Origin of the sequence: Bradyrhizobium sp. BEA-2-5 (assembly GCF_032918025.1) — a bacterium.
GTDB classification, from domain to species: domain Bacteria; phylum Pseudomonadota; class Alphaproteobacteria; order Rhizobiales; family Xanthobacteraceae; genus Bradyrhizobium; species Bradyrhizobium pachyrhizi.
In genome coordinates, this window is sequence record NZ_CP136629.1 from 4,849,934 (window position 1) to 4,874,504 (window position 24,571).

The following is a 24,571-nucleotide window of genomic DNA, read 5'->3' on the forward strand; positions in this document are numbered from 1 at the left end:
ATCCGGGCTACGAGATGCGGCTAGGCTGCGGCCGACACCACCCGATTGCGGCCGTCGTGCTTGGCGCGATAGAGCGCCGTATCGGCGCGCTTGAGGACGTCGGCAACCGCCTCGCCCTTCCGCTCCAGCGTGGTGAGGCCGATCGAGATCGTGACCTCGATGCGCTTGGTGCCCTTGTGGATCGCGAACGGCTCGCCCGCGATCGAGCGGCGCAGGCGCTCGGCGACCATGCCGGCGACGTGCAGATCGGTCTCCGGCATCACGATGACGAACTCCTCGCCGCCGTAGCGGCAGGCGAGATCGATGCCGCGGATCGACTTGCGCACGCGCACCGCGAACTCGCGCAGCACGTCGTCGCCAGCGTCGTGGCCGTAATTGTCGTTGATCGACTTGAAGTAGTCGATGTCGAGGATCATCAGCGCCAGGGGCTTGCCGCGGATCGAGGCCTGCTCGGCGAGGGTCGCGAGATGGCTCTCCATGTAGCGGCGATTGTGCAGGCCGGTGAGCGCGTCGGTGATCGCCATCTCGATCGAGTTCTGCACATTGTCGCGCAGATGATCGGTGTAGCGGCGGCGGCGGATCTGGGTGCGGGCGCGGGCCAAGAGCTCGGTCTTGTCGATCGGACGCAACAGGTAGTCGTTGACGCCGATCTCGAGGCCGCGGAGCAGCCGCGTCGAGTTCTCGGGGTCGGCGATGGCCAGGATCGGCACATGCCGCGTGCGCTCCAGTGAGCGCGCCTGGCTGCACAGCCTGAGACCGTCGAAATTGTTGAGATCGAGCGAGACGATCAGGAGGTCGTAATTGCCCTCGGCGGCGTGGAACAGCGCTTCCGACGGATTGATCTCGACGTCGACCGTGTGTTCGGCGGAGAGGATCGGCGCCAGCTTCTCGTAGGACGACGGCCGGTCGTCGACGAGGAGAATGCGGCCGCCGGTGCCCTTGTCGGCGATCGCGCTGCGCTCCGGCGTCTGCATGCCGATCTCGAGCGAGGTGATGGCGCGCATGCGCAGCTCGTCGGTCATCATCTTCAGCCGGGTCAGCGAGCGCACGCGCGCGATCAGCACGACGTCGGAGACGGGCTTGGTGAGGAAGTCGTCGGCGCCGGCTTCCAGACCGCGGTTGCGGTCGGCGGGGCTGTCGAGCGCTGTCACCATGACGACGGGAATGAAATGGGTCGCCGGATTCGACTTCAGCCGGCGGCAGACTTCAAAGCCGTCCATGTCGGGCATCATCACGTCGAGCAGGATGATGTCGCATTCGGCGCGTGCGCAAATTTCCAGTGCCTCGGTCCCGTTGGAGGCAGTCAGTACATCGAAATATTCGGCGGACAGGCGGGCTTCGAGGAGTTTGACGTTGGCAGGAACGTCATCGACAACCAGGATACGCGCGGACACTTTGAACTCACTTCCTATCCGATAAAACGCCGGACCGTCTCAATGAATTTGCCGACCGAGATCGGCTTGGACAAATAGGCCTCGCACCCGCCCTCGCGGATGCGCTCTTCGTCGCCCTTCATCGCGAATGCCGTGACCGCGACGATGGGAATGGCGCGCAGCTCCGGATCGTCCTTGATCCAGCGCGTCACCTCGAGGCCGGAGACCTGCGGCAACTGGATATCCATCAGCACGAGGTCGGGCCGCATCTTGCGAACGAGATCGAGCGCCTCGTAACCGTTGCTGGTGCCCGAAGTCTGATAACCATGCGCCTCCAACAGGTCGCGGAAGAGCTTCATGTTGAGCTCGTTGTCTTCCACGATCAGGACGGTCTTAGCCATCCCGTCCCTCCCAAACCCAGGAGACGGGCCCGGCTGCGGCACCTCACGCACCGCGCTCGGGGCGCGTCGAAAATGTGAATTCAAACTAGCGCCAGAATCGCTCTAACCCGTTAACCCGAACTCCAACTTCCACAGCGTGGTTTCCGTTGCTTGAACACACGCGGAAGACTCGGGCATGATGGGCCTCTCAATAGAGACCAAAAGTTAACGGAAAGGCAAATCGGGCCCGTGAAAAAGCCTGTTCACAACCCCCGCGAAGTCGCTGAAATCGTTGCGATTCAGGCGCTGTCCTTCGTCGCGAGCGAGCCCGAGCGGCTGGGCCTGTTCCTGGCCGAGACCGGAATCGGTCCAGAGACGCTGCGGAACGCCGCGTCCGATCCTCAATTTCTTGCGAGCGTGCTCGATTTCGTGATGCGCGACGACGCCACCGTGACGGCGTTTGCCAAGGCCTCGGAACTGCACCCGACCAATATCGCCGCCGCCCGTCAGGCGCTGGGCGACCCGAAATGGGAGCGCGACGTGCCGTGACGACGGCAGCGGCAGCTTCCGACGGCCCCCTCAGTTTCTGCCGAGACTGCCTCGGCGACCTCGATATCAAGGTGAAGCGCTGCAGCCATTGCGGCTCGCCGCGGCTGGTGCGTCATCGCGCCCTGCCCGCGCTGGCGCTGGCCCATATCGACTGCGACGCCTTCTATGCCACGGTCGAGAAGCGCGACAATCCTGACATCGCCGACAGGCCCGTCATCATCGGCGGGGGAAAACGCGGCGTGGTGTCGGCCGCCTGCTACATTGCACGCACCTATGGCGTGCGCTCTGCCATGCCGATGTATAGGGCGTTGGAAGCCTGCCCGCATGCGACCGTGATCCGGCCGGACATGGCCAAATATGTCCGGGTCGGCCGCGAGGTGCGCCAGGCCATGCAGGCGCTGACGCCGCTGGTCGAGCCGCTCTCGATCGACGAAGCCTTCCTCGATCTCTCCGGCACCGAACGGGTGCACGGCATGATCCCGGCAAAGGTGCTGGCGCGCTTTGCCCGCGACGTCGAGCGTGACATCGGCATCACCGTCTCGGTCGGCCTGTCCTGCAACAAGTTCCTGGCCAAGATCGCCTCCGACCTCGACAAGCCCCGCGGCTTTGCCGCACTCGACCAGGATGAAGCGCGCGAGATGCTGGCCAGCAAACCGGTCGGGTTCATCTACGGCGTCGGCCCTGCGACCCAGGAAAAGCTCGTGCAGCGCGGCTTCCGAATCATCGCCGACCTGCAGAAGGCCGACGAGATCGAGATGATGCGGCAGTTTCCGAGCGACGGCCGCCGGCTGTGGCGGCTCGCGCGCGGCATCGACGACCGCCGCGTCGAGCCTGACCGCGGCGCCAAGACGATCTCCAGCGAAACCACCTTCGAGACCGACATCCGCGATTTCGCGACGCTGGAAAGACTGCTCTGGAAACTGTCCGAGAAAGTCTCGGCGCGGCTGAAGACCAGCGAGCTCTCGGGCTGCACCGTCACGCTGAAGCTAAAGACCGCGGACTTCCGCCAGCGCACCCGTTCGCAATCGATCCAGACGCCGACCCAGCTTGCGGCCAAGATCTTTGCGGTGTCCCGCGAGATGCTGGCCAAGGAGATCGACGGCACCGCCTTCCGCCTGATGGGCGCCGGCGTCAGCGCGCTGCGCGAAGGCTCAGCGAGCGACGATACCGACATGCTCGACCGCCGCGCCGCGCACGCCGAGCGCGCGGTGGACAGCCTGCGCAAGAAGTTCGGCAGCGCCGCGGTGATCCGCGGCATCGCCTATGACGGGCCGGAGAAGAGCGCGGAGGAGTAATCGGTCGTCATGGCCGCTTGACCCGGCCATCCATCAACAAGGACTCTTTGAAAGGCGATGGATGCGCGGGTCGCGCCCGCGCATGACGACTGCGCAGCCCGTCAATCCGTGACCGCGATCGCCTCGATCTCGATCAGCCATTCCGGCGCGGCGAGCGCGGAGACGCCGACCAGCGTCGAGGCCGGAGGCTCCATGCCTTCGAAGAACGCGGAGCGGGCCTTGCCGATGATCGGGCGCAGCTCCGGCTTGTAGTTCACGACGAACGTCGTGATCTTGACGATATCGGAATAGCTGGCCCCGGCGGCCTTCAGCGCCATGCCGAGGTTCTGCATCACCTGGGTCGTCTGCGCGGCGATATCGCCCTCGCCGACGATCCGCCCCTCCTCATCCACCGACACCTGGCCGGAGATGTAGATGGTGCGCGCACCGGTAGCGGTCACGACGTGGGAGTAAGCGGGATTGTGATGCAGGCCGCTGGGGCGGAGATGGTCGAGCTTGCTCATGAGGTGCCTCCCTGACACGTGCGTTTTGGGAAGCGTACTCGTGTCGGACGGTTACGGCCAGTGCGGTCTCGCGGGGGGCTTGCTCCGCTGTCGTCCTGGCGAGAGCCGCGACCCATAACCACAGGGCCGTGTTGCGACACGACGCTGCGGTCCCAGCGAGGCCCAACTACAAACAACGGTGATTATGGGTCCCGGCTTTCGCCGGGACGACGCTGAGTGGGTGGCGATAGCCAGCCCGTCACTTGCAGGGCTTGGAATCCCTGACGTCGAACTTGCCCATCGAACCCGAGATCACAAAATCGTTGTAATCGAGCATAAGCTGGCGCGAGACGCCGTTCTCGTAGAGCTCGAACGACATCGCATAGACCGGCGTCTGCTCGCCCTCCTTCGCGCGCGCGTCGCTGTCGTAATAGCTCACCGTCACCGGCCAGCGCGTCATGGCCTTCATCGCATTGCTCGCCGTCGACGGATCGGGCGATGACGGCGCGCGGTCGCCCGCGATCGGCTGGCCGATCACGGTCAGCGTGTTGTAGACTTTCTGGCCGTCGTCGGAGCCGTCATAGACGGAGAGCTCGAGCAGCGACTTGCCGTCCCTGGCGGCGGCGATGATGCGCTGGATCTGCTCGGTCGGGAACACGATCTTGCCGTCGATATTGAACGTCTTCTTCACCGGCTGGGTCAGCTTCACGGTGATATGATCGCCGACCCGCTCAGCGATGCCGTCGACCGGCGACGATTCGCTGTCGTTCATGCGCGTCTCGATCTTGAAGCGGTAGCTCTTGCCGGCGGCGTCCTCCCAGGAATTGGAGCGGAGATCGCTGAGCGTGACCTTGCCCTCGCCGCTGTCGAGCTCGGAGACCTGGCGGAATTCCGAGGTATAGCCCTCGCAGGCGTTCCCCGTGAAATTGTAGAGGATGCGGCCGCGGGCACTGTTGACCGAATTGGAGCGCGATTTGACGAGGTTGAGGTCATACAGCGCCTGATGCGCGAGAAACGGCCCGCTTGCCGCCGCGACCGCGGGCCCCTGAACCAGACCGGATCCTGCGGCAACGGCGATCGCAAACACCAGGGCACGCGACGGAGTCCGGAACGGCAGGGTCATGTGGTTTCCTCAAGGAGGCAGGGATTCGCCACAATAGTGACGGTGGTATTGCGCCGCAACTGGGGCAAGTCTGACAAAATGGCAATGTACGCAGCGAAATTGCCGTCATTTTCGGCGGCTTACCGTGCGAATCCGCACCTCATGGCGGCACTATCCTCCCCTTACCGTCGCTTGCAACCGGCGGCACGATGCGCGAAACAATCGAAACAAACTTGGCCCTGACCGCGTTTCAGGCTTCGTGCAATCCAATTGGGGGACCAAAAAATGGCGGGTACCGTCGAACAAAAACTGGCGTCACAGGGCATCACACTTCCCGAGCCGACCTCCCCGGTCGCAAACTATGTTCCCTTCGTGCGCACCGGCAATCTGCTGTTCGTCTCCGGCCAGGTCTGCTTCGACCCCGCCGGCAAGCTGATCGCCAAGGGCAAGCTCGGCGCTGGTGTCTCCATCGAAGAGGGGGCGGCGGCCGCGCGCGGCTGCGCGGTGAACCTGCTGGCCCAGGTCAAGGCAGCGCTCGGCGATCTCGACAAGGTCGTGCGGGTGGTCCGCCTCGGCGGCTTCATCAACTCGGCGCCGGACTTCCTCGACGGGCCGAAGGTGCTCAACGGCGCTTCCGACCTGATGGTCGCCGCCTTCGGTGACAAGGGCCGCCATGCCCGGACCACGGTCGGGGTTGCCTCGCTGCCCGCCGATGCGGCGGTCGAGGTCGACGGCGTGTTCGAGGTCGCCTGAGGCGCATGCGCGCTCCGGATTGGCTGACAGCCCGGCCGGTCGCCCACCGCGGCCTGCACGATATTTCGCGCGGCATCATCGAGAACATGCCGGGCGCGGCCACCGCCGCGGTCGCCGGCAACTTCGCCATCGAGGTCGATATCCAGCTCTCGTCCGACGGCGAGGCCATGGTGCATCACGATCACGCGCTGGGCCGTCTCACCGAGGCTGCGGGCATGCTGGCGACCAAGACCGCGGCGGAGCTGAGGACGGTCAGGTTCAGGGACACCAACGAGCGGATGATGTCGCTCAGCGACCTCTGCGCCATGGTCGCCGGCCGCGTGCCGCTGGTGATCGAGGTGAAGAGTCATTTTGGCGGCGACCGCAAGCTGGTGAAGCGGATGGCCGAAGTCTTGGCGTCCTATGACGGCCCCGCGGTCGGCATGTCGTTCGATCCCGACCAGGTGCTGGCGCTGCGCGAGATCATGCCGAACCTGCCGCGCGGCATCACCGCCCAGCGCACCTATGACGACGGCCATTGGGACAAGCTGACGCCGGCGCAGCGCGACAGCATGCTGTACCTGCGGCATGGCTTTACGACCGAGCCGCATTTCGTCGCCTATTGGGTCAACCAGCTGCCGGCGCCGGAGCCGTGGATCGCCCGCAATGTGTTCGGCTGTCCGCTGCTGGCCTGGACCGTGCGGACGGTGGAACAGCGCGAGCGCGCGGCGCGCTACGCCGACCAGATGATTTTCGAGGGGTTCGTGCCGGGAACCTGACATGTCCGAGACATGCCCTTGCCGTCTTGAACTCGCCGCTGCGACGCACGATGTTGGCGAGGGTTGGTCGTCATCGGCGATGGCGGAATGCGGGGCATGATCCGGAAGTTGAGCCAGCTGTTCCGGAAAGATCATGCTCAAACGAGGCACCGGTCTTCATTCTCGATGGCGTCTTCTGAAATCACCCTAGAGGCTGTAGCTGACATCGGCGGCATTCCGTCCGCCGAATGGGACGCTTGCGCCAATCCCAAGGCGGACGCGGACAGCATCCATCACCTCGACACGCTGGCCTCGCCCGGTTCTGCAAACAATTGCCAGGTCGCCGCAAGTTCGAGCTATAACCCATTCGTTTCCCACGCCTTTTTTGCTGCCGCCGAAGCCTCCAACTCGGCCTGCCCGCGGACCGGCTGGGGTCCGCGGCATCTGGTGGCCAAGCTCGACGGCCGCATCGTCGGCGTCGTGCCCTGCTATCTGAAATCGCACAGCCAGGGTGAATACGTCTTCGACCGCGGCTGGGCAGAGGCCTATCACCGTGCCGGCGGCAGCTATTACCCGAAGCTTCAGGTGTCCGTCCCCTTCACGCCCGCGACCGGGCCGCGGCTGTTGATCCGCGACGGCGTCGACCGCGAGGTGATCGGCTCGGCGCTGGCACGAGGCCTCCGGGCACTCTGCAACGCCACCGAGGCCTCCTCCGTGCATGTGACGTTCGCCCGCGAGGACGAGGCCAGGTTCCTTGGCGCACACGGTTTCCTGCAGCGGACCGACCAGCAGTTCCACTGGCGCAATGAGGGCTACAAGACCTTCGACGATTTTCTCGGCTCGCTGAACTCGCGTCACCGCAAGGGCATCAAGCGCGAGCGCCGCGAGGCGGTTGGCGCGGGGATCACGATCCACTGCCTCACGGGCAAGGACATCACCGAGGATGCCTGGGATGCGTTCTTCCAATTCTACATGGAGACCGGCTCGCGCAAATGGGGCCGGCCTTACCTGACGCGCGAGTTCTTCTCACTGATCGGCGAGACCATGAGCGAGGACGTGCTGCTGGTGATGGCCCGCCGCAACGGCCGCTGGATCGCGGGCGCGATCAACTTCATCGGCTCGGACACGCTGTTCGGCCGCAACTGGGGCGCGGTCGAGCATCATCCGTTTCTGCATTTCGAGGTCTGCTACTATCAGGCGATCGACTTCGCGATCAGACACGGCCTGAAGCATGTCGAGGCCGGCGCGCAGGGCGAGCACAAGATCGCGCGCGGCTACCTGCCGCGCACCACCTACTCCGCCCACTTCATCGCCGATCCGGGCCTGCGCCGCGCCATCGACGATTACCTCAAGCGCGAGCGCGCCTATGTCGCTGAGGCCGGACGGGAGCTCGCCGAGCTCGGCCCGTTCCGCAAGACGGTCGACGACGACGCTTGACGTCTCCGCCGCCACCTAGGCAATAAAGCAGCATCATCGAGGAGCCGCCGCCATGCCCGCCGCCTACGACACCAACAACATCTTCGCAAAGATTCTGCGCGGCGAGCTGCCCTGCTACAAGGTCTACGAGGACGAGCACGTGTTGGCCTTCCTCGACATCATGCCGCGCACGCCCGGCCACACCCTGGTGATCCCCAAGGCCCCTGCCCGTAACATCCTCGACATCAAGCCGGACGACTACGCCCATGTCGCCCGCGGCGCCCACAAGATCGCGGCCGCCGCGATGAAGGCGTTCGAGGCCAACGGCATCACCGTGCAGCAATTCAACGAGCCGGCCGGTGGACAGGTGGTGTTTCATCTGCACATGCACGTCATGCCGCGCCACGACGACGTCGCCATGCTGCCGCCGGCGAGCCGCATGGAAGACGCCAAGGTGCTGGAAGAGCACGCGGCCAAGCTGATCGCGGCGTTGAAGTAACGCCGAAGGCGTCGCTGCGTAGCCCGGATGGAGCGTAGCGCAATTTCGGGAATCTTGCAGCCGATGTAAGACCGCCCCGGATTTCGCTTCGGTGCATCCGGGCTACGGTATCGACGAATCTCACTCCGTCTCGAAGTCTCCAGCCTGCGGCGCGGCCAGTGGCGTGAACTCGCAGCGGTCGGGCTTGAGATCGATCAGCGGTGTGTTGTCGAGGCAATCGAGCCCACGCACCAGGATCGCATTGCCCTCGATGCCGACCAGCTTCACGATCGACGTGCCGATCGGGTTGGGCCGAACCGGCGAGCGCAGCGAGAACGTGCCGCGGGTCTTCTCATTGTTCTTCGGGCTTTGCAGGATGATGTCGCGGCGCGACTGGTCGAGCCAGTAGAGCACTTCGAGATTGCTGTAGAAATCGACGCCCTTGATCGCCGGCACGAACGGCTCGAAGATCTCGAGCCGGCATATCGGGCCGTCCTGACGCCCCTGCCGCGGCGTCTCCAGGCGCGACGTCCAGGGCGTGCGGATGCGGCCGATGAAGACGAGCGCGGCATCGCGCGCTGTCGGCATGTCGACGGCGACCTCGCCCTGGCGCAGTTCCATTTCACGTACCATGTGTCAATCCAGCGATATGTTCAACGCCTTGACCACGCCCGCCCATCGCGCGCGATCGGTATTCACGAACTTGTCGATCTCGGCCAGGCTCTTCGCGCGCAGCGGCGGGAAACCGATCTTGAGCAGCGAAGCGCGGAACGCCTCATCGTTCAAGGCCCGGTCGAGGCTTGCCTTGATCTTGTCGGCGATGTCGTCGGGCACCTTCGACGGCGCTGCGATACCATACCAGACGCTGACCGCATAATCGGGATAACCGCTCTCGGCGATCGTCGGCAGATCGGGCAGATCGGTAATGCGCTCGGTCGAGCTGACGCCGAGCGCACGCAGCATGCCTGATTTGACCGGCGGCAGCGCGGTGCCGAGCGTGTCGAACATCAGCTGGATGTTGCCGGACAAAAGATCGGTCAGCGCCGGCCCCGCGCCCTTGTAGGGCACGTGGGTCATCTCGACGCCAGCCATCTGCTTGAACATCTCGCCGGCGAGATGAACCGTGCCGCCGGTGCCCGCCGATCCGAAATTGAGTTTTCCGGGATTCTTCTTGGCGTAGGCGACGAACTCCGCGATCGTCTTTGCCGGCACGGAGGGATGCACCTCCATGATCATCGGCGCGTCCGTGATGACGGACAGCAGGCGAAAATCCTTGGTCGGATCGTAGGGCAGCTTCTTGTAGAGCAGCGGATTGAGCACGAAGATAGAGGCGGCCGTCACGAACAGCGTGTAGCCGTCGGGATCGGAGCGCGCCACGGCCTCGGCGCCGATCGCGCCCTGCGCGCCGGCCTTGTTCTCGACCACGACCACCTGCTTGAGATCGCGCCCGAGATATTCACCGACGATGCGGCCGAGCACGTCGGTCGGCCCGCCCGCGGCATAGGGCACCACGAGCTTGATCGGCCGCGTTGGATAATCCGCGGTACGCGCCGGCAGCGTCGCCGCCAGCAACGCCGTCAGAGCAACAATGAATAGCGATGATGCGCGCCGCTGCATGCCGTTTCCCCGTTGTCTTGTTCTTGGGAAGCGAGAGTAGCGGATAATGCGGACGCCGCAATCAGCCGAGCCAGTATTTGCCCGCGATCATGACGATCTCGCCCGCGATCACGCCGGCGAAGATCGATTTCCTCGCCAGCATGAACACGACAAAGCCCGCGGCGACGGCGCCGTAACGCAGCCAGTCCGGCACGCTGGCAAGCGCCCCAGGCGGCTCCACCACGATCTGGGCGATGACACCGGCCAGGATCGCGGTCGCGACCGCCCGCACCCAGACCAGGAGCTCCGAGCCCTCGTCGATGCCACCGCCGAACCACAGGCCCAGCATGCGCCAGATCTGGTTCGGAACGACGCCGGCGACGAACAGCACGGCGAGCGCGTGCCAGTCGCCGATGAAACCGCTCATGCGCGCGCCCCGACGATGCCCGCCCTCGCCCGGTGCACGCCGTAGGCGATGGTGCCCGCGACGACCCCGCTGACCAGGATGTCGACGCCGCTGTTCAGCATCGCCGCCAGCGGAAACAGCAACAGGCCGAGCACCAGCGCGATGACGTCGGCGAGCTCGCGGCAGTTGCGCGCCGTGGAGAACAGGAAGGCGAGCGGCGTCAGCATCAGCATGCCGGCGGCGAACAGCGGCGTGAGGTTGGCGGCGAGCATGTAGCCGATCGTGTTGGCGATCAGGCAGACGGTGACCAGCCCGCAGCCAAGCCCGTGGATGAAGGCGATCCGCCGGTTGCGCGGCACCTGCGGCAGGAAGCGGAAGCACTCGACCCACAGCGTGACGGCGGTGAGATGCGCCACGAGGATCAGATGCCGCCGCTTGGTCTGTTCGGTGCGCATCATCGGCAACACCGACACCACCATCGGAAAGAGGCGGATCGCGCTGACCGTGACCGCGATCGCCGATTGCAGCACGGTGGCGCCGGAGCCGAGTGTCGTGATCACGATGATCTGCGCAGGGCCAGCCCATACGAACGCCGTGCTCGCCAGCGTCCAACCCAGCGAGAAGCCGCTATCATGCGCCAGCGCGCCGATGCCGAGATAGGTCGCAAACAGCACCAGGGTCAGCACGGTCGCGCCGATCGACCGCGCGCCCCACAGGAAGGCGCGGAATGAGGTGTGCCATTGCGGGGAATCGAGCGGAGGAAGCGCCACGGGGAACGGATGGTTTGCAATCGCGGCGGATTAGGGCGCGGACAACGCAGGGTCAAGCAAGAGACGGCACAGGTCCGGTATGCGCCTTGGTAGCCCGGATGAAGCGCCAGCTAAATCCGGGGCCGCTCTTGCGACCGGCGAGAGCTGTCCCGGATTGCGCTTCGCTTCATCCGGGCTACGGATCCACGCAATCACGCCCTGTTCTTTAGAACAAAACACGCCCCGCCCGCCTTGCGGATGCGGTTGCACAGGCCGTCTGCCTCGGGGCGCGTGTCGGCGCCGATGCGCACCTGGTAGAAGGTCGCGCTGCCGCGGGTGCGTAGCCGCGAAGAAAGCAGGCTCGGATCCTGATCGCCGATCACGTTGGCAAGGCGCTTGATGGCGCGGGAATACATCGCCAGCGCCTTGTTGCGGTCGAAGCCGGCCGCGAGCTGCACGCCCCAGACCTTGGCCGCCGACAGCGTGACGTGCTGCTCGAGCCCTGCGACGAACGGGTTGGGCGCGCGTTTGAGCAACGCCATCAGTTCGCGGCAGCTCTTCGTCGGCGCGCGCTGTGGCATCTTGCCGTTGCGCCCGGCGGCTGCCCAGTCGTCGACGCTGGAGCCGGTGATCGCGGAGACGTAATTGCGCGTCTCCTGCGGCATGTATCCGGAGCCGGCGAGCCAGTCCTGGATCCGGCGCGGACCGGCATTGTAGGCCGCCGCGGCGAGGCCGAGATTGCCGAACTGGTTGCGCAGCTCGTTCAAGAACTCGGCCGACTTCGGCAATGCCTGCACCGGATTGAATGGATTGAGCAGCCCGCGCTCGCTTGCAGTGCCCGGCATGAACTGCGCGATCCCTTGTGCGTGCTCGCCGTTGCGCGTCATCGGGCCGACCGCATCGGCCTGGAAGCGGCTCTCCTGCCAGATCACCCGGGCGAAGAATTCGAGCGGAAGATTGGCATCGCGCGCAGCCGCCTCCACGATCAGGCAGATCGACTCCCGCGTGTCGCTCTCGCGCGCGTCATCCGCGGGCTTGTCGTCGGTCGCCGCCGCGGGCTTCTCGGCTGGCGCCGCGGGCGTATCCGCCGGGGGCGCGGCAGGTTTCTCGGCCGATGGTGCGGCCTGCTCTCCCGGCGGTGGCGCAGGCGGCTCCGCCGGGACCGCCGCGGGCTTCTCAGCGGGCTTGTCCGGGGGCGGCGCTGCCGGCTGCTCGGCGCCTGGCGGCGGCGCCGGGGCCGCGGCCGGTGCGTCCTCCGCGCCGACCCGGGCCGGCGGCACCAGCAGCACAAGCATGACCAATGCGGCGCAACGACCGGTTCGCATGGCAATTCTGTTCCCGTGCGGGCGCGGCTTGACACCGCAAGCTCGTGGTCTAGCTATGGACTGAAATGATGGCGCGCAAAAGGGAGCGCAAAATGGCCGCAGCATCCGACGATCAACTCGGCTTTGCCCCCGATGACGACGCCCCGATCGGCTATATGCAGCGGACGCGGGACTATTACGCGGCGATCGGCTACACCACGCCGTATCGCTGGGCGCATCACACCGCGGCGCCGTTCCAGCCGCTGAAGAAGCCGCTGGCGCAGTCGCGCGTCACCATCATCACCACGGCCGCGCCGTTCGATCCGGCCAAGGGCGACCAGGGTCCCGGTGCGAAATACAATGGCGGCGCAAAATTCTATTCGGTCTATGACGGCGACACATCAAAGCTGCACGATCTGCGGATTTCGCACATCGCCTATGACCGCACCCACACCACGGCGACCGACGGCGGCACCTGGTTCCCGATGGCGCAGCTGAAGCGCCTCGCCGCCGCCGGCACGATCGGCGAAGTCGCGCCGCGCTTCTTCGGCGCCCCGACCAACCGCAGCCACCGCGTCACCATCGAGACCGACGCGCCCGAAATCCTCAAGCGCTGCCGTGACGACAAAGTCGACGTCGCCGTGCTGGTGCCGAACTGCCCGGTCTGTCACCAGACCACGGCTCTGGTGGCGCGGCATCTGGAGCAGAACGGCATTGCGACCGTGATCATGGGCTGCGCCAAGGACATCATCGAGCACGCGGCCGTTCCGCGCTTTCTGTTCAGCGACTTCCCGCTCGGCAATTCCGCCGGCAAGCCGCATGACATCGCCTCGCAGGCGCAGACGCTGGAGCTCGCGCTCAAGCTGCTGGAGACCGCAAGCGGTCCGCAGACCACGATGCAGTCGCCGCTGCGCTGGAGCGAGGATGCCTCCTGGAAGCTCGACTACAACAACGCAGACACGCTCAGCGCCGAGGAGCTGGCCCGCCTGCGCCGCGAGTTCGACGCGCAGAAGGAAGTCGCCAAAGGGCTGCGCGAGCGCGTCGCGTAAGACTCGGCGTTAGACACGAGCATTTTGCCAACTCAAGGTGTCGTCGCTCGGGCGACCTGTACGGCGGTGAGCATGCCGGTCCGTTCATGGCAGCCGAGATATTCGAAGAACTGCTCGTCGGCGCCTGCCACCGTGACCTCGTGATACAGCCTGAGCTTGGCGTTCGGCCCCAAAGTCGAGAGATACTTCATCGCCGCGCCAAAAATCCTGACATGGGTCGGGTGCGATTCCGCCCAGCGCTCGAGTGCCGCAAGGCTCTTCCACCAGCTCTGGCCGTAGGATTTTTCGGTCGGCCTGCCCTCCGCATCGACGACGCGCATATAGCGGTTGGCATAGCAGCCGATCGGCACACCGTCGTCGCGCAGGAAATCCATGCCCTCGCGCAGCACCGGCTCGACATCGTCGAGATACATCTTGCGTTCCGATGCCTCGGTGTCGCTCCAGTCCTGTCCGGAGCGGATCAGGCAGAGATTGTCATGCGCGACCACACGGATACGTGCGCCGTCGCGGATCACGCGCGGCTCGCCGCCCGGCGTCATCGCGTCGGTCTGCGACAGCGGGATACGGTCGCGCATACCGCCCCAATAGGCGTGCTCCTGCACCTCTCCGCTCATGCCGTCGGCAAGCACCGCGACGCCCTCCGGACGGCCGAGCGACGAGAACAGCGTCTCGTAGCGCGCAACATGCGGCCGCAGCACCTCGATGAAGCGGCCGACGCCCTCAGTGGCGCCGCCACCGGTCCAGGCCTCGCGCGCACCGTCGAACCAGGCGTCGAAACGCCCGGCATCGTCCCAATAGGCGACCGAGACGACGTTGGTGTAGCCGGCCTGGTCGACATATTGCGCACGGTCCCAATGCGTCGGACCGTTTTCTCTGGCGAAGCGCGTTGCGATCTGCGCCAGCGCGTCGGTCGCCGCCGCGCTCCGCTCACCGCGATATTGCACGCCGAAATAGGCCATGATCACGCACGTGACCGCGGGCTTGTGGCGCGCGACGAAGGACGGATAAGGCGGCGCGTAGTCGTCGGGCACACGCCGATGACGCGATCGGGCTGTCTGCAGATGAGATGGAATGGCGGATTCCATGGCAGTCGCCTCCAGTTGGATGTCGTGCTTTCAGCTCGCGGCCGCGTCGATCTCCTCAAGGCTGTCGAGCGGCAGCGCGAAATGCTCGACGCGCTTCGAGGGCTTCCTGTTCAGCAGCAGACGCGTGACATCGGGGCGCGAATAGTGCCCGGCCGGATCGGCGGCGTTCTTGGCGATCCCGATCGCGCCGAGATCGATATCGGCGAGCAGCAGGCCCTCCTGATCGGGCGGCAGCTTCTCGGCGATCGAGCTGCCGTCCGGCCCGTAGATCGCAGCGTGTCCGCCGCCGACATGCAGCAGCGCGTGCTTGTCGTCGCGGTCGCACATCTCGTCGATCATGGCCTGCGACACCGTCGCGCAAGGCGCCAGCACGAAGCAGGAGCCCTCCACCGCATAGACGCGCGAGGCGGCGTTGTTGACCTCGGCACCCAGCGCCGGCGCGAAGGGATCGTAGAGCGAGAAGCTCGGCCAGGCCGCGACGTGGACCTGCTCGTTCTGGGCATACATCGCGTATTTCGACAGCGGCTGGAGATGCTCCCAGCAGCACAGTGCGCCGAGACGGCCGATGTCGGGCCGCGCATGCACGGCAAGGTCGCTGCCGTCGCCCTCGCCATAGACGGTGCGCTCGGCATGGGTCGGCCGCAGCTTGCGGCGCTTTGCGATGGTCTCGCCGTCGGGCCCGATCAGCCATTGCGCCAGATAGAGGCTGCCGCCATCGCGTTCGGACAGGCCGACCACGGCGGTGAGCTTTGCCTTGCGCACGGCCTCGCGCAGCCGCTCGGCCTGCGGGCTGTCGTAGGACAGCGAATTGTCGAAATAGCGCTGCACGAAGCCGCGGCCGATCGCCCAGGCCGGCGAGTCCATCCAGATATGCCAGGGGTAACCGGGGATGAAGGCCTCGGGAAAGGCGATCAGCTTCGCCCTTTTCCGCGGCCTCCCTGATCAGAGCGATCGACTTGTCGATCGAGGCCTCGAGGTCAAGCCAGGCAGGTGCGGCCTGCACCACCGCAACGCGGTATTTCGGATGTTCGATGCCCATGATGTCCTCCTCGCGGCCGACGCTTCCGGCCGGTTCGTGCTTGATCGGCCATGGCGGCCTCTGACATCATGCTGCCCCGGGACCGGGTACCCCGCTCGACCAGGACGGAAGGAAAATTCGACTGCGGAGGAGATTCCCCGGCCGTCCCCGGTATGAAGCTTGCTTTGTTTGCGTGGCCAGCGTTTGCACTCGTGAAGGGAGGAAATCATGCCGGCCCTGTTCACCACGGAAGACGCGCCCACCCATCGGCGCCTTGCGCTCTGGCAGGACATCGTCTGCGACGTGTTCGTGCAGCTCGACTGCAAGTCCGATCTCGGCACCGCCTTCCACGGCGCCATCACCAGCACGCAGCTGGGCGCGGTGAAATGCTCCGTTGTCTCGTCGAGCCAGCAACGGGTGCTGCGCACGCCGTCGCGGATCGCACGCGCCAGCGAGGATCTTGTTCTGTTCGCGCTCGGCCGGAGCGGCACTGGCAGCGTGCTGCAGGACGGCCGGGAAACCGTGATCCATCCCGGCGAGTTCGCGCTCTATGACACCACGCGTCCGTATGAGCTGAAGTTCAACGACGCCTTCACGCAGACCATCTTCAAGGTGCCGCGCGAGATGCTGCACCGGCGCTTCGCCGGCACCCAGGGCCTAACTGCGACCACGTTCACATCGGATCGTCCCGTGCAGCGGCTCGCCTGGCAGTTCATCGCGGGGCTCTCCGAGAACGCCGACAAGCTCGATCCTGACAACGCGATCCGCCTCGCCGACCAGGCCGCCGACCTGCTCGCGATGGCGATGAGCGAGCGGCTCGGCGGCGCCGCGCTGCCCGCCTCGACCCACCGCTCCGCGCTGCTCTACCGGCTGAAGGCGCATGTGCTCGCGCATCTGCCGAACCCCGAGCTCAACCTCACCGAGGCGGCCGGCGCGCTCGGCATCTCGCCGCGCTACGTCAACGATCTTCTCGCCGACGAGGATACCTCCTTCCAGCGCTTCGTGCTGGCGCAGCGGCTGGAGCGCTGCAAGCGCGACCTCGCTTCGCCTGTGCTCGCCCATCGCCACATCAGCGAGGTCGCATTCGGCTGGGGCTTCAACGACCTCTCGCATTTCGGCCGCGTCTTCCGCGAGCACTATGGCCTCTCGCCGCGCAACTGGCGGCAAAGCCGGCTGCCGAACTAAAGCTTTTCGAGGGAAGCCAAGGGTCTCTTGCGGCGCAAAATAGCCGGGAATCCACGCCCTCGCGGGAGCAAATATTTACACTAACTGCAACCGGTTCCCCGGCGCCCTTCTTTTCGCTGGTGCCGACCGGTACAGTCGTGCCGTTCATTTGGAGGATTTCCCCATGCAGGACCGGCGCCAGAGCGTACGCGAGAAGGTGTTCTATGGTGCGGTTGCGGAGATCAATGAACGCGGCTCGACGATGGATTGCGTCGTCCGCAACATCAGTGAAGGCGGTGCCTGCGTTGAATTTAGCGATGCCGCACACTTGCCCGAAGAGATGAATCTCAGCGTCGCACGCAAGGGCCGCTGGTTCCTGGCCCGCCTGATCTGGCGCCAGGCCAACAAGGTCGGCCTCGCCTTCCGGATCATGACTTCCGACACGCCGGTCAGCGATCTCGACGAGCGGGTCCGCCGTAGCGAGATCAAGAAGCGGCAGCTGCAGCGGCGCATCAATGAATTGCTCGGCCAGGGCTGAGCCATCTCGGCTCGGAGCCCTCGTTCCCGTCGCGGCCGGCATCCGGCATTCGGGGTTGCAAAGGCCGGGCTAATCCAGCATGCGGTAATCCCCGCAACGCCGGAACCGAGAGCCACTCCACCACATGTCGTCCGCGATCATCGAGCATCCCGACGGGCTGCCGCAACCGCAGCGCAATTGGGCCATTCTCACGATCGCGCTCGGCCTCGTGATGGCCGTCGTCGACGGCTCGATCGCCAACGTTGCGCTGCCGACCATTGCCCGCGATCTGAAAGCCAGCCCGGCCTTCTCGATCTGGATCGTCAACGGCTACCAGCTCGCGATCACGATCTCACTGCTGCCGCTGGCCTCGCTCGGCGAGATCGTCGGCTATCGCCGCGTCTATCTGGTCGGACTGGTGCTGTTCACGCTGGCCTCCGCATTGTGCGCGCTGGCGCACACGCTGCCGCTGCTGACGGCCGCGCGCATCCTCCAGGGCTTTGGCGCGGCCGGCATCATGAGCGTCAACGCGGCGCTGGTGCGCTTCACCTATCCGCGCAGCCAGCTCGGCCGCGGCATCGGGCTCAACGCGCTGGTGGTCGCGATCTCGGCTGCGGTCGGCCCGACCATCGCCTCGTTCATCCTGGCGGTCGGGACCTGGCCGTATCTGTTCGCCATCAATGTCCCGCTCGGCATTGTCACGCTGGCGCTGGGTTGGCGCTTCCTGCCGCACACGAGGCCTGCGGTTCACGCCTTCGACTGGCAGAGCGCCGCGCTGAGCGCCATCGCGTTCGGGTTCGGCATCAGCGCGATCGACAGCGCCGGCCATGGCGGGTCGCTGTATCTCTGCGCATTGGAGTTCGCTGTTGCCGCGGTCGCCTCGCATTTGCTGTACCGGCGGCAGCAGCATCTGCCCTCGCCGCTGCTGCCCGTCGACCTGCTGCGGATTCCGATCTTCGCGCTCTCGATCGGCACTTCGATCGCATCGTTCTGCGGGCAGATGCTGGCCTTCGTCGCGATCCCCTTCTATCTCCAGAGCCGCTTCGGCTATTCGGCGGTGCAGATGGGCCTCTTGATCACGCCCTGGCCGATCGCGGTGGCCTTCGCGGCCCCCCTCGCCGGCCGCCTCGTCGAACATTATCCGGCCGGCCTGCTCGGCGGCATCGGGCTGCTGCTGTTCGCGACGGGATTGGGCACGCTGGCCCTGATGCCGGCCAACGCGACACCGATCGACGTGATCTGGCGCATGGCGCTGGCCGGTGCCGGCTTCGGCCTTTTCCAGACCCCCAACAACCGCACCATGATCGCGGCCGCCCCGCGCGAGCGCGCCGGCGGCGCCAGCGGGATGCTGGGCACGGCGCGCCTGCTCGGCCAGACCACGGGGGCAGCGCTGGTGGCGCTGCTGCTGGCGCGCTATCCGGCTGACGGCACCCGGATCTCGCTGATGGTCGGCGTCGGCTTTGCCGTCGTGGGGGCTGTACTCAGCACGCTCCGGCTGTCCACCGCCGGCAGCCGCGGCGCCGACCGGGTGCGGGTCCAGGAGGGCCAGCGGCTGAAGGGCGAGTGACGGCGCGGAGACGCGCCTCCCACCGCCAGAAACAGAAAGGCCGGCTGTTCAGCCGGCCTTTCCGTGTGGTTGTTCGCTCGCGCCTCAGACCTTGACCATCGGCCCCTTTGAGGCCGGCCCCTTGGTGCCGCCTCCGCCACCGTTGGGACCACCCTTCGGCGGCTTGCGCTTGCGTGGCGGCAGGTTCTCGGGCTTCGGCGTGACCGGGCCTTCGACGAACTCGAAGCCGATCTTGTCCTTGGTCTCGTCGGCCTCGTCCTTGACCAGAACGACGCGGACGTGACCGCCGCCCTTCAGCTTGCCGAACAGCACCTCGTCGGCCAGCGGCTTCTTGATGTGCTCCTGGATCACGCGGGCCATCGGACGCGCGCCCATCTGCTCGTCGTAGCCGTGCTGGACCAGCCAGGCCTTGGCCGGCTCGGACAGCTCGATCGTGACGTCGCGATCGCCGAGTTGCGCTTCGAGCTGAAGCACGAACTTCTCGACCACGGTGCCGATCACCTCGACACTGAGATGGCCGAACGAGACGATGGCATCGAGACGGTTGCGGAATTCCGGCGCGAACTGCCGGTTGATCGCCTCGTGGTCGTCCCCTTCCCGCTTCGAGCGCGTGAAGCCGAACGCCTGCTTGGCGAGATCGGACGCACCCGCGTTCGTGGTCATGATCAGGATCACGTTGCGGAAGTTGACCTGCTTGCCATTGTGATCGGTGAGCCGGCCGTGATCCATAATCTGGAGCAGCACGTTGTAGAGATCGGGATGCGCCTTCTCGATCTCGTCTAGCAGCACCACGCAATGCGGATGCTGGTCGACGCCGTCGGTCAAGAGGCCGCCCTGGTCGAAGCCGACATAGCCGGGAGGCGCGCCGATCAGGCGCGACACGGTGTGCCGCTCCATGTATTCGGACATGTCGAAGCGCAGCAGCTCGACGCCGAGGCTCGCCGCGAGCTGCTTGGCGACTTCGGTCTTGCCGACGCCGGTCGGACCCGAGAACAAATAGCAGCCGATCGGCTTCTCCGGCTCGCGCAAGCCGGCACGCGCCAGCTTGATCGAAGCCGCGAGCGACTCGATTGCCTTGTCCTGGCCGAACACGGTGCGCTTCAGCGTCTGCTCGAGATGCTTGAGCACCTCGGCATCGTCCTTCGACACGCTCTTGGGCGGGATCCGCGCCATCGAGGCGATCGTGGTCTCGATCTCCTTGATGCCGATGGTCTTCTTGCGCTTGTTCTCGGCGACCAGCATCTGCGCCGCACCCGACTCGTCGATCACGTCGATCGCCTTGTCCGGCAGCTTGCGGTCGTGGATGTAGCGCGAGGAGAGCTGAACGGCGGCCTCGATCGCCTCGTTGGTGTACTTCAGCCGGTGGTAGTCCTCGAAATACGGCTTGAGCCCCTTCAGGATCGCGATCGCGTCCTCGACGGTCGGCTCGTTGATGTCGATCTTCTGGAAGCGCCGCACCAGCGCGCGGTCCTTCTCGAAGTGCTGGCGATATTCCTTGTAGGTGGTCGAGCCCATGCAGCGGATGGTGCCCGACGCCAGCGCCGGCTTGAGCAGGTTCGAAGCGTCCATCGCCCCGCCCGACGTGGCGCCCGCACCGATGACGGTGTGGATCTCGTCGATGAACAGGATGGCGTTGGGATGCGCCTCGAGCTCCTTCAGCACCTGCTTGAGGCGCTCCTCGAAGTCGCCGCGATAGCGCGTGCCAGCAAGCAGCGTGCCCATGTCCAGCGAGAACACGGTCGCGGCCGCCAACACCTCCGGCACCTCGCTGTCGACGATGCGCTTGGCAAGACCCTCCGCAATCGCGGTCTTGCCGACGCCGGCCTCGCCCACGAACAGCGGGTTGTTCTTCTGCCGCCGGCACAACACCTGGATCGCACGGTTGATCTCGGAATTGCGTCCGATCACCGGATCGATCTTGCCGTCCCGTGCCTTCTTGTTGAGGTTGACGCAATAGGTCTCGAGCGCCTCGCCCTTCTTCTTGGCGTCCTCGTTGCCCTTGGTCTCGGTCTCCTCGTCGACGCCGCGCACGGGGCGCGCCTCGGACACGCCCGGCCGCTTGGCAATGCCGTGGCTGATGTAGTTGACCGCGTCATAACGCGTCATGTCCTGCTCCTGCAGGAAATACGCGGCATGACTCTCGCGCTCGGCAAAGATCGCGATCAGCACATTGGCACCGGTCACCTCTTCGCGACCGGAGGATTGAACGTGGATCACCGCGCGCTGGATCACGCGCTGGAAACCGGCGGTTGGCTTGGCGTCATCGGCGCCATCCGTCACCAGGTTCTCGAATTCGGTCTCAAGGTAGTTGACGAGGCTCGTGCGGAGCTTGTCGAGATCGACGCTACAGGCGCGCATGACCGCGGCTGCATCGGAGTCGTCGATCAGTGAGAGCAAAAGATGCTCGAGCGTCGCGTATTGGTGATGACGCTCGTTTGCGATCGCCAGCGCACGATGCAGGGATTGTTCAAGGCTTTGGGAAAAAGTCGGCATTCGCGTCCTCTATGGCCCCCACCATCATGATCGTCCTCGCCCGGTCAGGCAACAACAACCTTCGTGATCGCCTTTGATATAGTTACGACGGATCGTGGCGAAAGACCGGTCCCGCGATGATGGTTTTCTTCTAAATTCGGGGCATCGGGGCGTCGCGCGGCGACGCCCGTGATCGTACGGGAACGCCGTTCACCACCATCAAAAACCGCGATGCAAGACCCGTTCCGCGCCTCGCGGCGGGTCAGTCGTTCCAGCGACCTACTTCTTTTCCATCACGCATTGCAGGGGATGCTGGTGCTTGCGAGCAAAGTCCATCACCTGCGTCACCTTGGTCTCGGCGATCTCATAGGTAAACACGCCGCACTCGCCGATGCCGTGATGATGGACGTGCAGCATGATCTTGGTCGCCGCTTCGACGTCCTTGTTGAAGAACTTCTCCAGCACGTGGACGACGAACTCCATCGGCGTGTAGTCGTCGTTCAGGATCAGCACGCGATATAGGTTCGGCCGCTTGGTCTTGGGCTTGACCTTGGTGATGACCGAGGTCGACGGGCCGCTGCCCGCCCCATTCCGGTTGTCGTCATTGTTCATTTTCGGCGCCGGCGCGGCGCCCACCGCCGGCATCGAAGAAACCGGCTCGGAAATCGGGACTGTCAACGTGGATCGCAACATGGCTCAGGCGTTCGAATTCCCCAAGGGAAGCCGGATGGCGGGAAACCGGATGGCAGTTGGACGGTGGTCGCGATTGCCGCAAGACTGATCGCGGAACCCCCAGCAATGCTTTCCAGATTGCCGCTCCCGGTCCGATCCGGCGGCCGGATCGACCTCCCGAATATGGGCCTCGCGAGGCCCTGCCGCAAGCGCAGACCCGGCGCGGCCCACCGGTCCGATTCCCGGCGCGGCAACCCTCGGAAGGTTAATCATTTCTGCCTGATTTGACAAAGGAGTCGGGCCGCTAATTTAGACGTCATTGAGGATAGCGAGTGCTTTTGCCCTGCTTTTGAGCCTCCCCCGCGCCGCCCTGCCGGGTTTCCGGCGCCTGATTCACCATCTGTTTAGCGGCGCCGGTCGAGATGCCACAGCAATCCATTTCGACGAGAGTACCATGCTTGGTTCAGCCATTTCCGATCGCGTCTGCGCGGTTGCTCGCCGGTTTTCCAGGGCAAATAACGGCAATGTCGCGGTGATCTTCACCTTCGCAATGCTGCCGCTCCTCGCTTTCGTGGGAGCCGCGATCGACTATACCCGCGCCAACAACGCCCGCTCCGCGATGCAGGCGGCGCTCGATTCGACCGCGCTGATGCTGTCCAAGGATCTGACCATGGGCAACATCACGGCCGCGGAGATCCCGAGCAAGGCGCAGACCTATTTCACGGCGCTTTACACCAACAAGGACGGCCAGGGCATTTCCGTCACGGCCAACTATACGACCCCGACCTCTGGCGCGGCGGCCAACATTCTGCTGGGCGGATCCGGCCACATCAAATCCGACTTCATGCAGCTGGCCGGTTTTCCGACGCTGGGTTTCAAGAGCTCGACGACCACCACCTGGGGCAACGTCAAGATGCGCGTCGCCCTAGCCCTCGACAACACGGGATCGATGGCGCAGGACGGCAAGATCACCGCGCTACGCAACGCCGTGGCCGGAACCGGCGGACTGATCGACCAGCTCAGCGCGCTGAGCAAGAACAACGGTGACGTCTACATCTCCGTCATTCCGTTCGCCAAGGTCGTCAATGTCGGCACCAGCAATGTCGGCCAGAGCTGGATCGACTGGACCGACTGGCTCAATCCGCCGACCACGCAGCCCGCGAACGGCACCATGCAAGCAAGCCTGCCGATGAACTGGCACGCGGTCGGACCCGGTGCGCGATGCCCCTGGACCAACAACAATGGCGGCTTCACCTGCACGAAGAACCCGACCAGCACGTCCAACACGAACTACATCCCGTCGAGCGGGACTTATTCCGGCTACATTTGCCCCAGCGTCGATGCGAACTCGCATACGCGCTACAATGGCTGCTGGGTGAGCACTGCGGCCGGCACCGGCGTGTTCTGCAGCGGCTCGAACTCCTGTGCATGTCCGACGGACTCCACGGGCAACGCGGTGTCCGGCTGCAGTTGCAAGACGACCGGCGGCGTCTATCAGTGCACCGGCAAGCTGTATACCCACGACTGGACGCAGCCGGGCCCCAACGATACCGTGGACAATACGAGCCAGCCCCGGGTCAGCGCCATTGTCGGGTGGACCAACAACCAGTGGACCTCGACCAGTCAGACCCCCACGGTGAAGAACGACTGGCGGCAGGCCTCCACCAATCCGATCGGCAACTGGACGGGCTGCATCACGGACCGCACCCAGCCGAACGATGCGACCGGCGTGCTGCCGGCATCATCCGACGTCACCACGCTGTTCCCGGCCAACGAGTACTATGAGAACAGCACATTCTATTGCAACAGCAGCGCCTCGACGCCGCTCGAGCCCATCATTCCGCTGAGCTATAACTGGAGCGCGCTCAAGACGGCAGTCAACGCGATGCAGCCGACCGGCGGCACCAACCAAGCCGTCGGGCTCGCTTGGGCGTGGCAGTCGCTGCTGGTGGGCGGCCCGCTGAACACGCCGTCGGAGGACACCAACACGACCTACAACCGGGTCATTATCCTCTTGTCCGACGGTCTGAATACCGAGGACCGCTGGCCCGACTACGGCGACGGAAGCTCGCAGGCCTCAGGCAATCCGATCGACGCAAGGCAGGCATTGATGTGCCAAAACCTGCAGAACGCGAAGGATTCGAACGGAGCGCCGTTGTACACGATCTACACGATCCAGGTGAACACGAGTTCGCCCGCCGATCCGACCTCGACCGTCCTGAAGAACTGCGCCAGCACGCCCGACAAATTCTTCATGCTGACTAGTTCGACCCAGATCCTAACGACGTTCAACACGATCGGAACCGCCCTCAGCAAGCTGCGGCTGGCCAAATAGTCGCGCGCTTCAGGCACAACAAAAAAGCCCGGCCAAACGGCCGGGCTTTTCGCTTGTCTTGGTCCGCTGCGC

24 protein-coding genes and 1 pseudogene are annotated in these 24,571 nt (G+C 65.2%); 12 read left to right on the top strand and 13 right to left on the bottom strand.

The genetic code is table 11. The features are described 5' to 3' along the window. Positions 1–20: 20 nt before the first annotated feature. A complete protein-coding gene (locus tag RX327_RS22740) occupies positions 21–1,394 on the bottom strand; it encodes a PleD family two-component system response regulator (RefSeq protein WP_317247180.1) in 1,374 nt (457 codons plus the stop codon). Between the two features lie 14 nt (positions 1,395–1,408). Then, positions 1,409–1,774, bottom strand: a complete 366-nt coding sequence (locus RX327_RS22745; protein ID WP_028177873.1) for a response regulator — start codon at positions 1,772–1,774, stop codon at positions 1,409–1,411. A gap of 228 nt (positions 1,775–2,002) precedes the next feature. Between RX327_RS22745 and RX327_RS22750 the strand changes: the two genes are divergently transcribed. Both RX327_RS22750 and RX327_RS22755 read left to right on the top strand, forming a co-directional pair. Continuing rightward, entirely contained in the window at positions 2,003–2,302 is a 300-nt protein-coding gene (locus tag RX327_RS22750) for a DUF3572 domain-containing protein (protein WP_317247181.1), read from the top strand. Continuing rightward, positions 2,281–3,597 (top strand): DNA polymerase IV, encoded by a 1,317-nt coding sequence (locus RX327_RS22755; RefSeq protein WP_317247182.1) that lies wholly within the window; start codon positions 2,281–2,283, stop codon positions 3,595–3,597. The genes RX327_RS22750 and RX327_RS22755 overlap by 22 nt, the downstream gene beginning before the upstream one ends. A 101-nt stretch (positions 3,598–3,698) precedes the next feature. Here the strand turns inward: RX327_RS22755 and RX327_RS22760 are convergent, their stop codons facing one another. After that, positions 3,699–4,100 carry a RidA family protein gene (locus RX327_RS22760; protein WP_317247183.1) on the bottom strand — a complete coding sequence of 134 codons (402 nt, stop codon included), beginning with the start codon at positions 4,098–4,100 and terminating at the stop codon, positions 3,699–3,701. A gap of 238 nt (positions 4,101–4,338) precedes the next feature. Further along, a complete protein-coding gene (locus RX327_RS22765; RefSeq protein WP_317247184.1) occupies positions 4,339–5,202 on the bottom strand; it encodes a cell envelope integrity EipB family protein in 864 nt (287 codons plus the stop codon). A gap of 264 nt (positions 5,203–5,466) precedes the next feature. Between RX327_RS22765 and RX327_RS22770 the strand changes: the two genes are divergently transcribed. The 4 genes from RX327_RS22770 to RX327_RS22785 all read left to right on the top strand — a co-directional run bounded on the left by RX327_RS22770 (position 5,467) and on the right by RX327_RS22785 (position 8,586). Beyond that, positions 5,467–5,934, top strand: coding sequence for a RidA family protein (locus tag RX327_RS22770; protein ID WP_317247185.1), 468 nt, complete (start codon positions 5,467–5,469; stop codon positions 5,932–5,934). Between the two features lie 5 nt (positions 5,935–5,939). After that, a complete protein-coding gene (locus RX327_RS22775; protein ID WP_317247186.1) occupies positions 5,940–6,692 on the top strand; it encodes a glycerophosphodiester phosphodiesterase in 753 nt (250 codons plus the stop codon). A 165-nt stretch (positions 6,693–6,857) separates the two neighbouring features. Beyond that, positions 6,858–8,108 (top strand): GNAT family N-acetyltransferase, encoded by a 1,251-nt coding sequence (locus RX327_RS22780; RefSeq protein WP_317247187.1) that lies wholly within the window; start codon positions 6,858–6,860, stop codon positions 8,106–8,108. A 52-nt stretch (positions 8,109–8,160) separates the two neighbouring features. Next, positions 8,161–8,586, top strand: a complete 426-nt coding sequence (locus RX327_RS22785; protein ID WP_317247188.1) for an HIT family protein — start codon at positions 8,161–8,163, stop codon at positions 8,584–8,586. 120 nt (positions 8,587–8,706) lie between these two features. On the opposite strand, the gene tsaA is transcribed toward RX327_RS22785, so the two are convergent. From tsaA to RX327_RS22810, 5 genes are all read right to left on the bottom strand, one after another. Next, positions 8,707–9,198, bottom strand: a complete 492-nt coding sequence (gene tsaA, locus RX327_RS22790; protein WP_317247189.1) for a tRNA (N6-threonylcarbamoyladenosine(37)-N6)-methyltransferase TrmO — start codon at positions 9,196–9,198, stop codon at positions 8,707–8,709. Positions 9,199–9,201: 3 nt separating this feature from the next. Next, entirely contained in the window at positions 9,202–10,182 is a 981-nt protein-coding gene (locus RX327_RS22795) for a Bug family tripartite tricarboxylate transporter substrate binding protein (RefSeq protein WP_063779929.1), read from the bottom strand. A 61-nt stretch (positions 10,183–10,243) separates the two neighbouring features. Continuing rightward, positions 10,244–10,588 (bottom strand): AzlD domain-containing protein, encoded by a 345-nt coding sequence (locus RX327_RS22800; RefSeq protein WP_317247190.1) that lies wholly within the window; start codon positions 10,586–10,588, stop codon positions 10,244–10,246. Next, complete coding sequence (locus RX327_RS22805) at positions 10,585–11,337, bottom strand: AzlC family ABC transporter permease (RefSeq protein ID WP_050385764.1); 753 nt, start codon at positions 11,335–11,337, stop codon at positions 10,585–10,587. Before RX327_RS22805 ends, RX327_RS22800 begins: the two co-directional genes overlap by 4 nt. A 191-nt stretch (positions 11,338–11,528) precedes the next feature. Further along, entirely contained in the window at positions 11,529–12,641 is a 1,113-nt protein-coding gene (locus RX327_RS22810; RefSeq protein WP_317247191.1) for a lytic transglycosylase domain-containing protein, read from the bottom strand. 92 nt (positions 12,642–12,733) lie between these two features. Between RX327_RS22810 and RX327_RS22815 the strand changes: the two genes are divergently transcribed. Then, positions 12,734–13,669, top strand: coding sequence for a glycine reductase (locus RX327_RS22815; RefSeq protein WP_317247192.1), 936 nt, complete (start codon positions 12,734–12,736; stop codon positions 13,667–13,669). A 32-nt stretch (positions 13,670–13,701) separates the two neighbouring features. Here RX327_RS22815 and RX327_RS22820 read toward each other — a convergent pair whose 3' ends face one another. Next, a complete protein-coding gene (locus tag RX327_RS22820) occupies positions 13,702–14,754 on the bottom strand; it encodes a phenylacetaldoxime dehydratase family protein (RefSeq protein ID WP_050385761.1) in 1,053 nt (350 codons plus the stop codon). A gap of 30 nt (positions 14,755–14,784) precedes the next feature. Next, a pseudogene (locus tag RX327_RS22825) lies at positions 14,785–15,793 on the bottom strand (carbon-nitrogen hydrolase family protein). A 207-nt stretch (positions 15,794–16,000) separates the two neighbouring features. On the opposite strand from RX327_RS22825, the gene RX327_RS22830 reads away from it, so the two are divergent. From RX327_RS22830 to RX327_RS22840, 3 genes are all read left to right on the top strand, one after another. After that, on the top strand, positions 16,001–16,957 hold the full coding sequence (locus RX327_RS22830) for a helix-turn-helix domain-containing protein (protein ID WP_317247193.1): 957 nt from the start codon (positions 16,001–16,003) through the stop codon (positions 16,955–16,957). A gap of 163 nt (positions 16,958–17,120) precedes the next feature. Next, entirely contained in the window at positions 17,121–17,474 is a 354-nt protein-coding gene (locus RX327_RS22835) for a PilZ domain-containing protein (RefSeq protein ID WP_050385758.1), read from the top strand. Between the two features lie 124 nt (positions 17,475–17,598). Further along, entirely contained in the window at positions 17,599–19,020 is a 1,422-nt protein-coding gene (locus RX327_RS22840) for an MFS transporter (protein WP_317247194.1), read from the top strand. An 84-nt stretch (positions 19,021–19,104) separates the two neighbouring features. On the opposite strand, the gene clpA is transcribed toward RX327_RS22840, so the two are convergent. Then, positions 19,105–21,513 (bottom strand): ATP-dependent Clp protease ATP-binding subunit ClpA, encoded by a 2,409-nt coding sequence (gene clpA / locus RX327_RS22845; protein ID WP_317247195.1) that lies wholly within the window; start codon positions 21,511–21,513, stop codon positions 19,105–19,107. Positions 21,514–21,771: 258 nt separating this feature from the next. Further along, on the bottom strand, positions 21,772–22,104 hold the full coding sequence (gene clpS, locus RX327_RS22850; protein WP_317247196.1) for an ATP-dependent Clp protease adapter ClpS: 333 nt from the start codon (positions 22,102–22,104) through the stop codon (positions 21,772–21,774). Between clpS and RX327_RS22855 the strand changes: the two genes are divergently transcribed. Beyond that, on the top strand, positions 22,097–22,273 hold the full coding sequence (locus RX327_RS22855) for a hypothetical protein (protein ID WP_160321774.1): 177 nt from the start codon (positions 22,097–22,099) through the stop codon (positions 22,271–22,273). The two genes, clpS and RX327_RS22855, sit on opposite strands and share 8 nt — an antisense overlap. A gap of 345 nt (positions 22,274–22,618) precedes the next feature. Continuing rightward, positions 22,619–24,499 (top strand): TadE/TadG family type IV pilus assembly protein, encoded by a 1,881-nt coding sequence (locus tag RX327_RS22860; protein ID WP_050385755.1) that lies wholly within the window; start codon positions 22,619–22,621, stop codon positions 24,497–24,499. The last annotated feature ends 72 nt before the right edge of the window (positions 24,500–24,571 follow it).

What these genes read in the sequence shown, in the direction of transcription:
- RX327_RS22820 (WP_050385761.1), bottom strand. Translation starts at nt 14,754, where the DNA reads ATGGAATCCGCCATTCCATCTCATCTGCAGACAGCCCGATCGCGTCAT.
- RX327_RS22755 (WP_317247182.1), top strand. Translation starts at nt 2,281, where the DNA reads ATGGGAGCGCGACGTGCCGTGACGACGGCAGCGGCAGCTTCCGACGGC.
- RX327_RS22860 (WP_050385755.1), top strand. Translation starts at nt 22,619, where the DNA reads ATGCTTGGTTCAGCCATTTCCGATCGCGTCTGCGCGGTTGCTCGCCGG.
- tsaA (WP_317247189.1), bottom strand. Translation starts at nt 9,198, where the DNA reads ATGGTACGTGAAATGGAACTGCGCCAGGGCGAGGTCGCCGTCGACATG.
- RX327_RS22770 (WP_317247185.1), top strand. Translation starts at nt 5,467, where the DNA reads ATGGCGGGTACCGTCGAACAAAAACTGGCGTCACAGGGCATCACACTT.
- RX327_RS22830 (WP_317247193.1), top strand. Translation starts at nt 16,001, where the DNA reads ATGCCGGCCCTGTTCACCACGGAAGACGCGCCCACCCATCGGCGCCTT.
- RX327_RS22795 (WP_063779929.1), bottom strand. Translation starts at nt 10,182, where the DNA reads ATGCAGCGGCGCGCATCATCGCTATTCATTGTTGCTCTGACGGCGTTG.
- RX327_RS22840 (WP_317247194.1), top strand. Translation starts at nt 17,599, where the DNA reads ATGTCGTCCGCGATCATCGAGCATCCCGACGGGCTGCCGCAACCGCAG.
- RX327_RS22780 (WP_317247187.1), top strand. Translation starts at nt 6,858, where the DNA reads ATGGCGTCTTCTGAAATCACCCTAGAGGCTGTAGCTGACATCGGCGGC.
- RX327_RS22765 (WP_317247184.1), bottom strand. Translation starts at nt 5,202, where the DNA reads ATGACCCTGCCGTTCCGGACTCCGTCGCGTGCCCTGGTGTTTGCGATC.
- RX327_RS22810 (WP_317247191.1), bottom strand. Translation starts at nt 12,641, where the DNA reads ATGCGAACCGGTCGTTGCGCCGCATTGGTCATGCTTGTGCTGCTGGTG.
- RX327_RS22835 (WP_050385758.1), top strand. Translation starts at nt 17,121, where the DNA reads ATGCAGGACCGGCGCCAGAGCGTACGCGAGAAGGTGTTCTATGGTGCG.
- RX327_RS22815 (WP_317247192.1), top strand. Translation starts at nt 12,734, where the DNA reads ATGGCCGCAGCATCCGACGATCAACTCGGCTTTGCCCCCGATGACGAC.
- clpA (WP_317247195.1), bottom strand. Translation starts at nt 21,513, where the DNA reads ATGCCGACTTTTTCCCAAAGCCTTGAACAATCCCTGCATCGTGCGCTG.
- RX327_RS22785 (WP_317247188.1), top strand. Translation starts at nt 8,161, where the DNA reads ATGCCCGCCGCCTACGACACCAACAACATCTTCGCAAAGATTCTGCGC.
- RX327_RS22775 (WP_317247186.1), top strand. Translation starts at nt 5,940, where the DNA reads ATGCGCGCTCCGGATTGGCTGACAGCCCGGCCGGTCGCCCACCGCGGC.
- RX327_RS22760 (WP_317247183.1), bottom strand. Translation starts at nt 4,100, where the DNA reads ATGAGCAAGCTCGACCATCTCCGCCCCAGCGGCCTGCATCACAATCCC.
- RX327_RS22800 (WP_317247190.1), bottom strand. Translation starts at nt 10,588, where the DNA reads ATGAGCGGTTTCATCGGCGACTGGCACGCGCTCGCCGTGCTGTTCGTC.
- clpS (WP_317247196.1), bottom strand. Translation starts at nt 22,104, where the DNA reads ATGAACAATGACGACAACCGGAATGGGGCGGGCAGCGGCCCGTCGACC.
- RX327_RS22745 (WP_028177873.1), bottom strand. Translation starts at nt 1,774, where the DNA reads ATGGCTAAGACCGTCCTGATCGTGGAAGACAACGAGCTCAACATGAAG.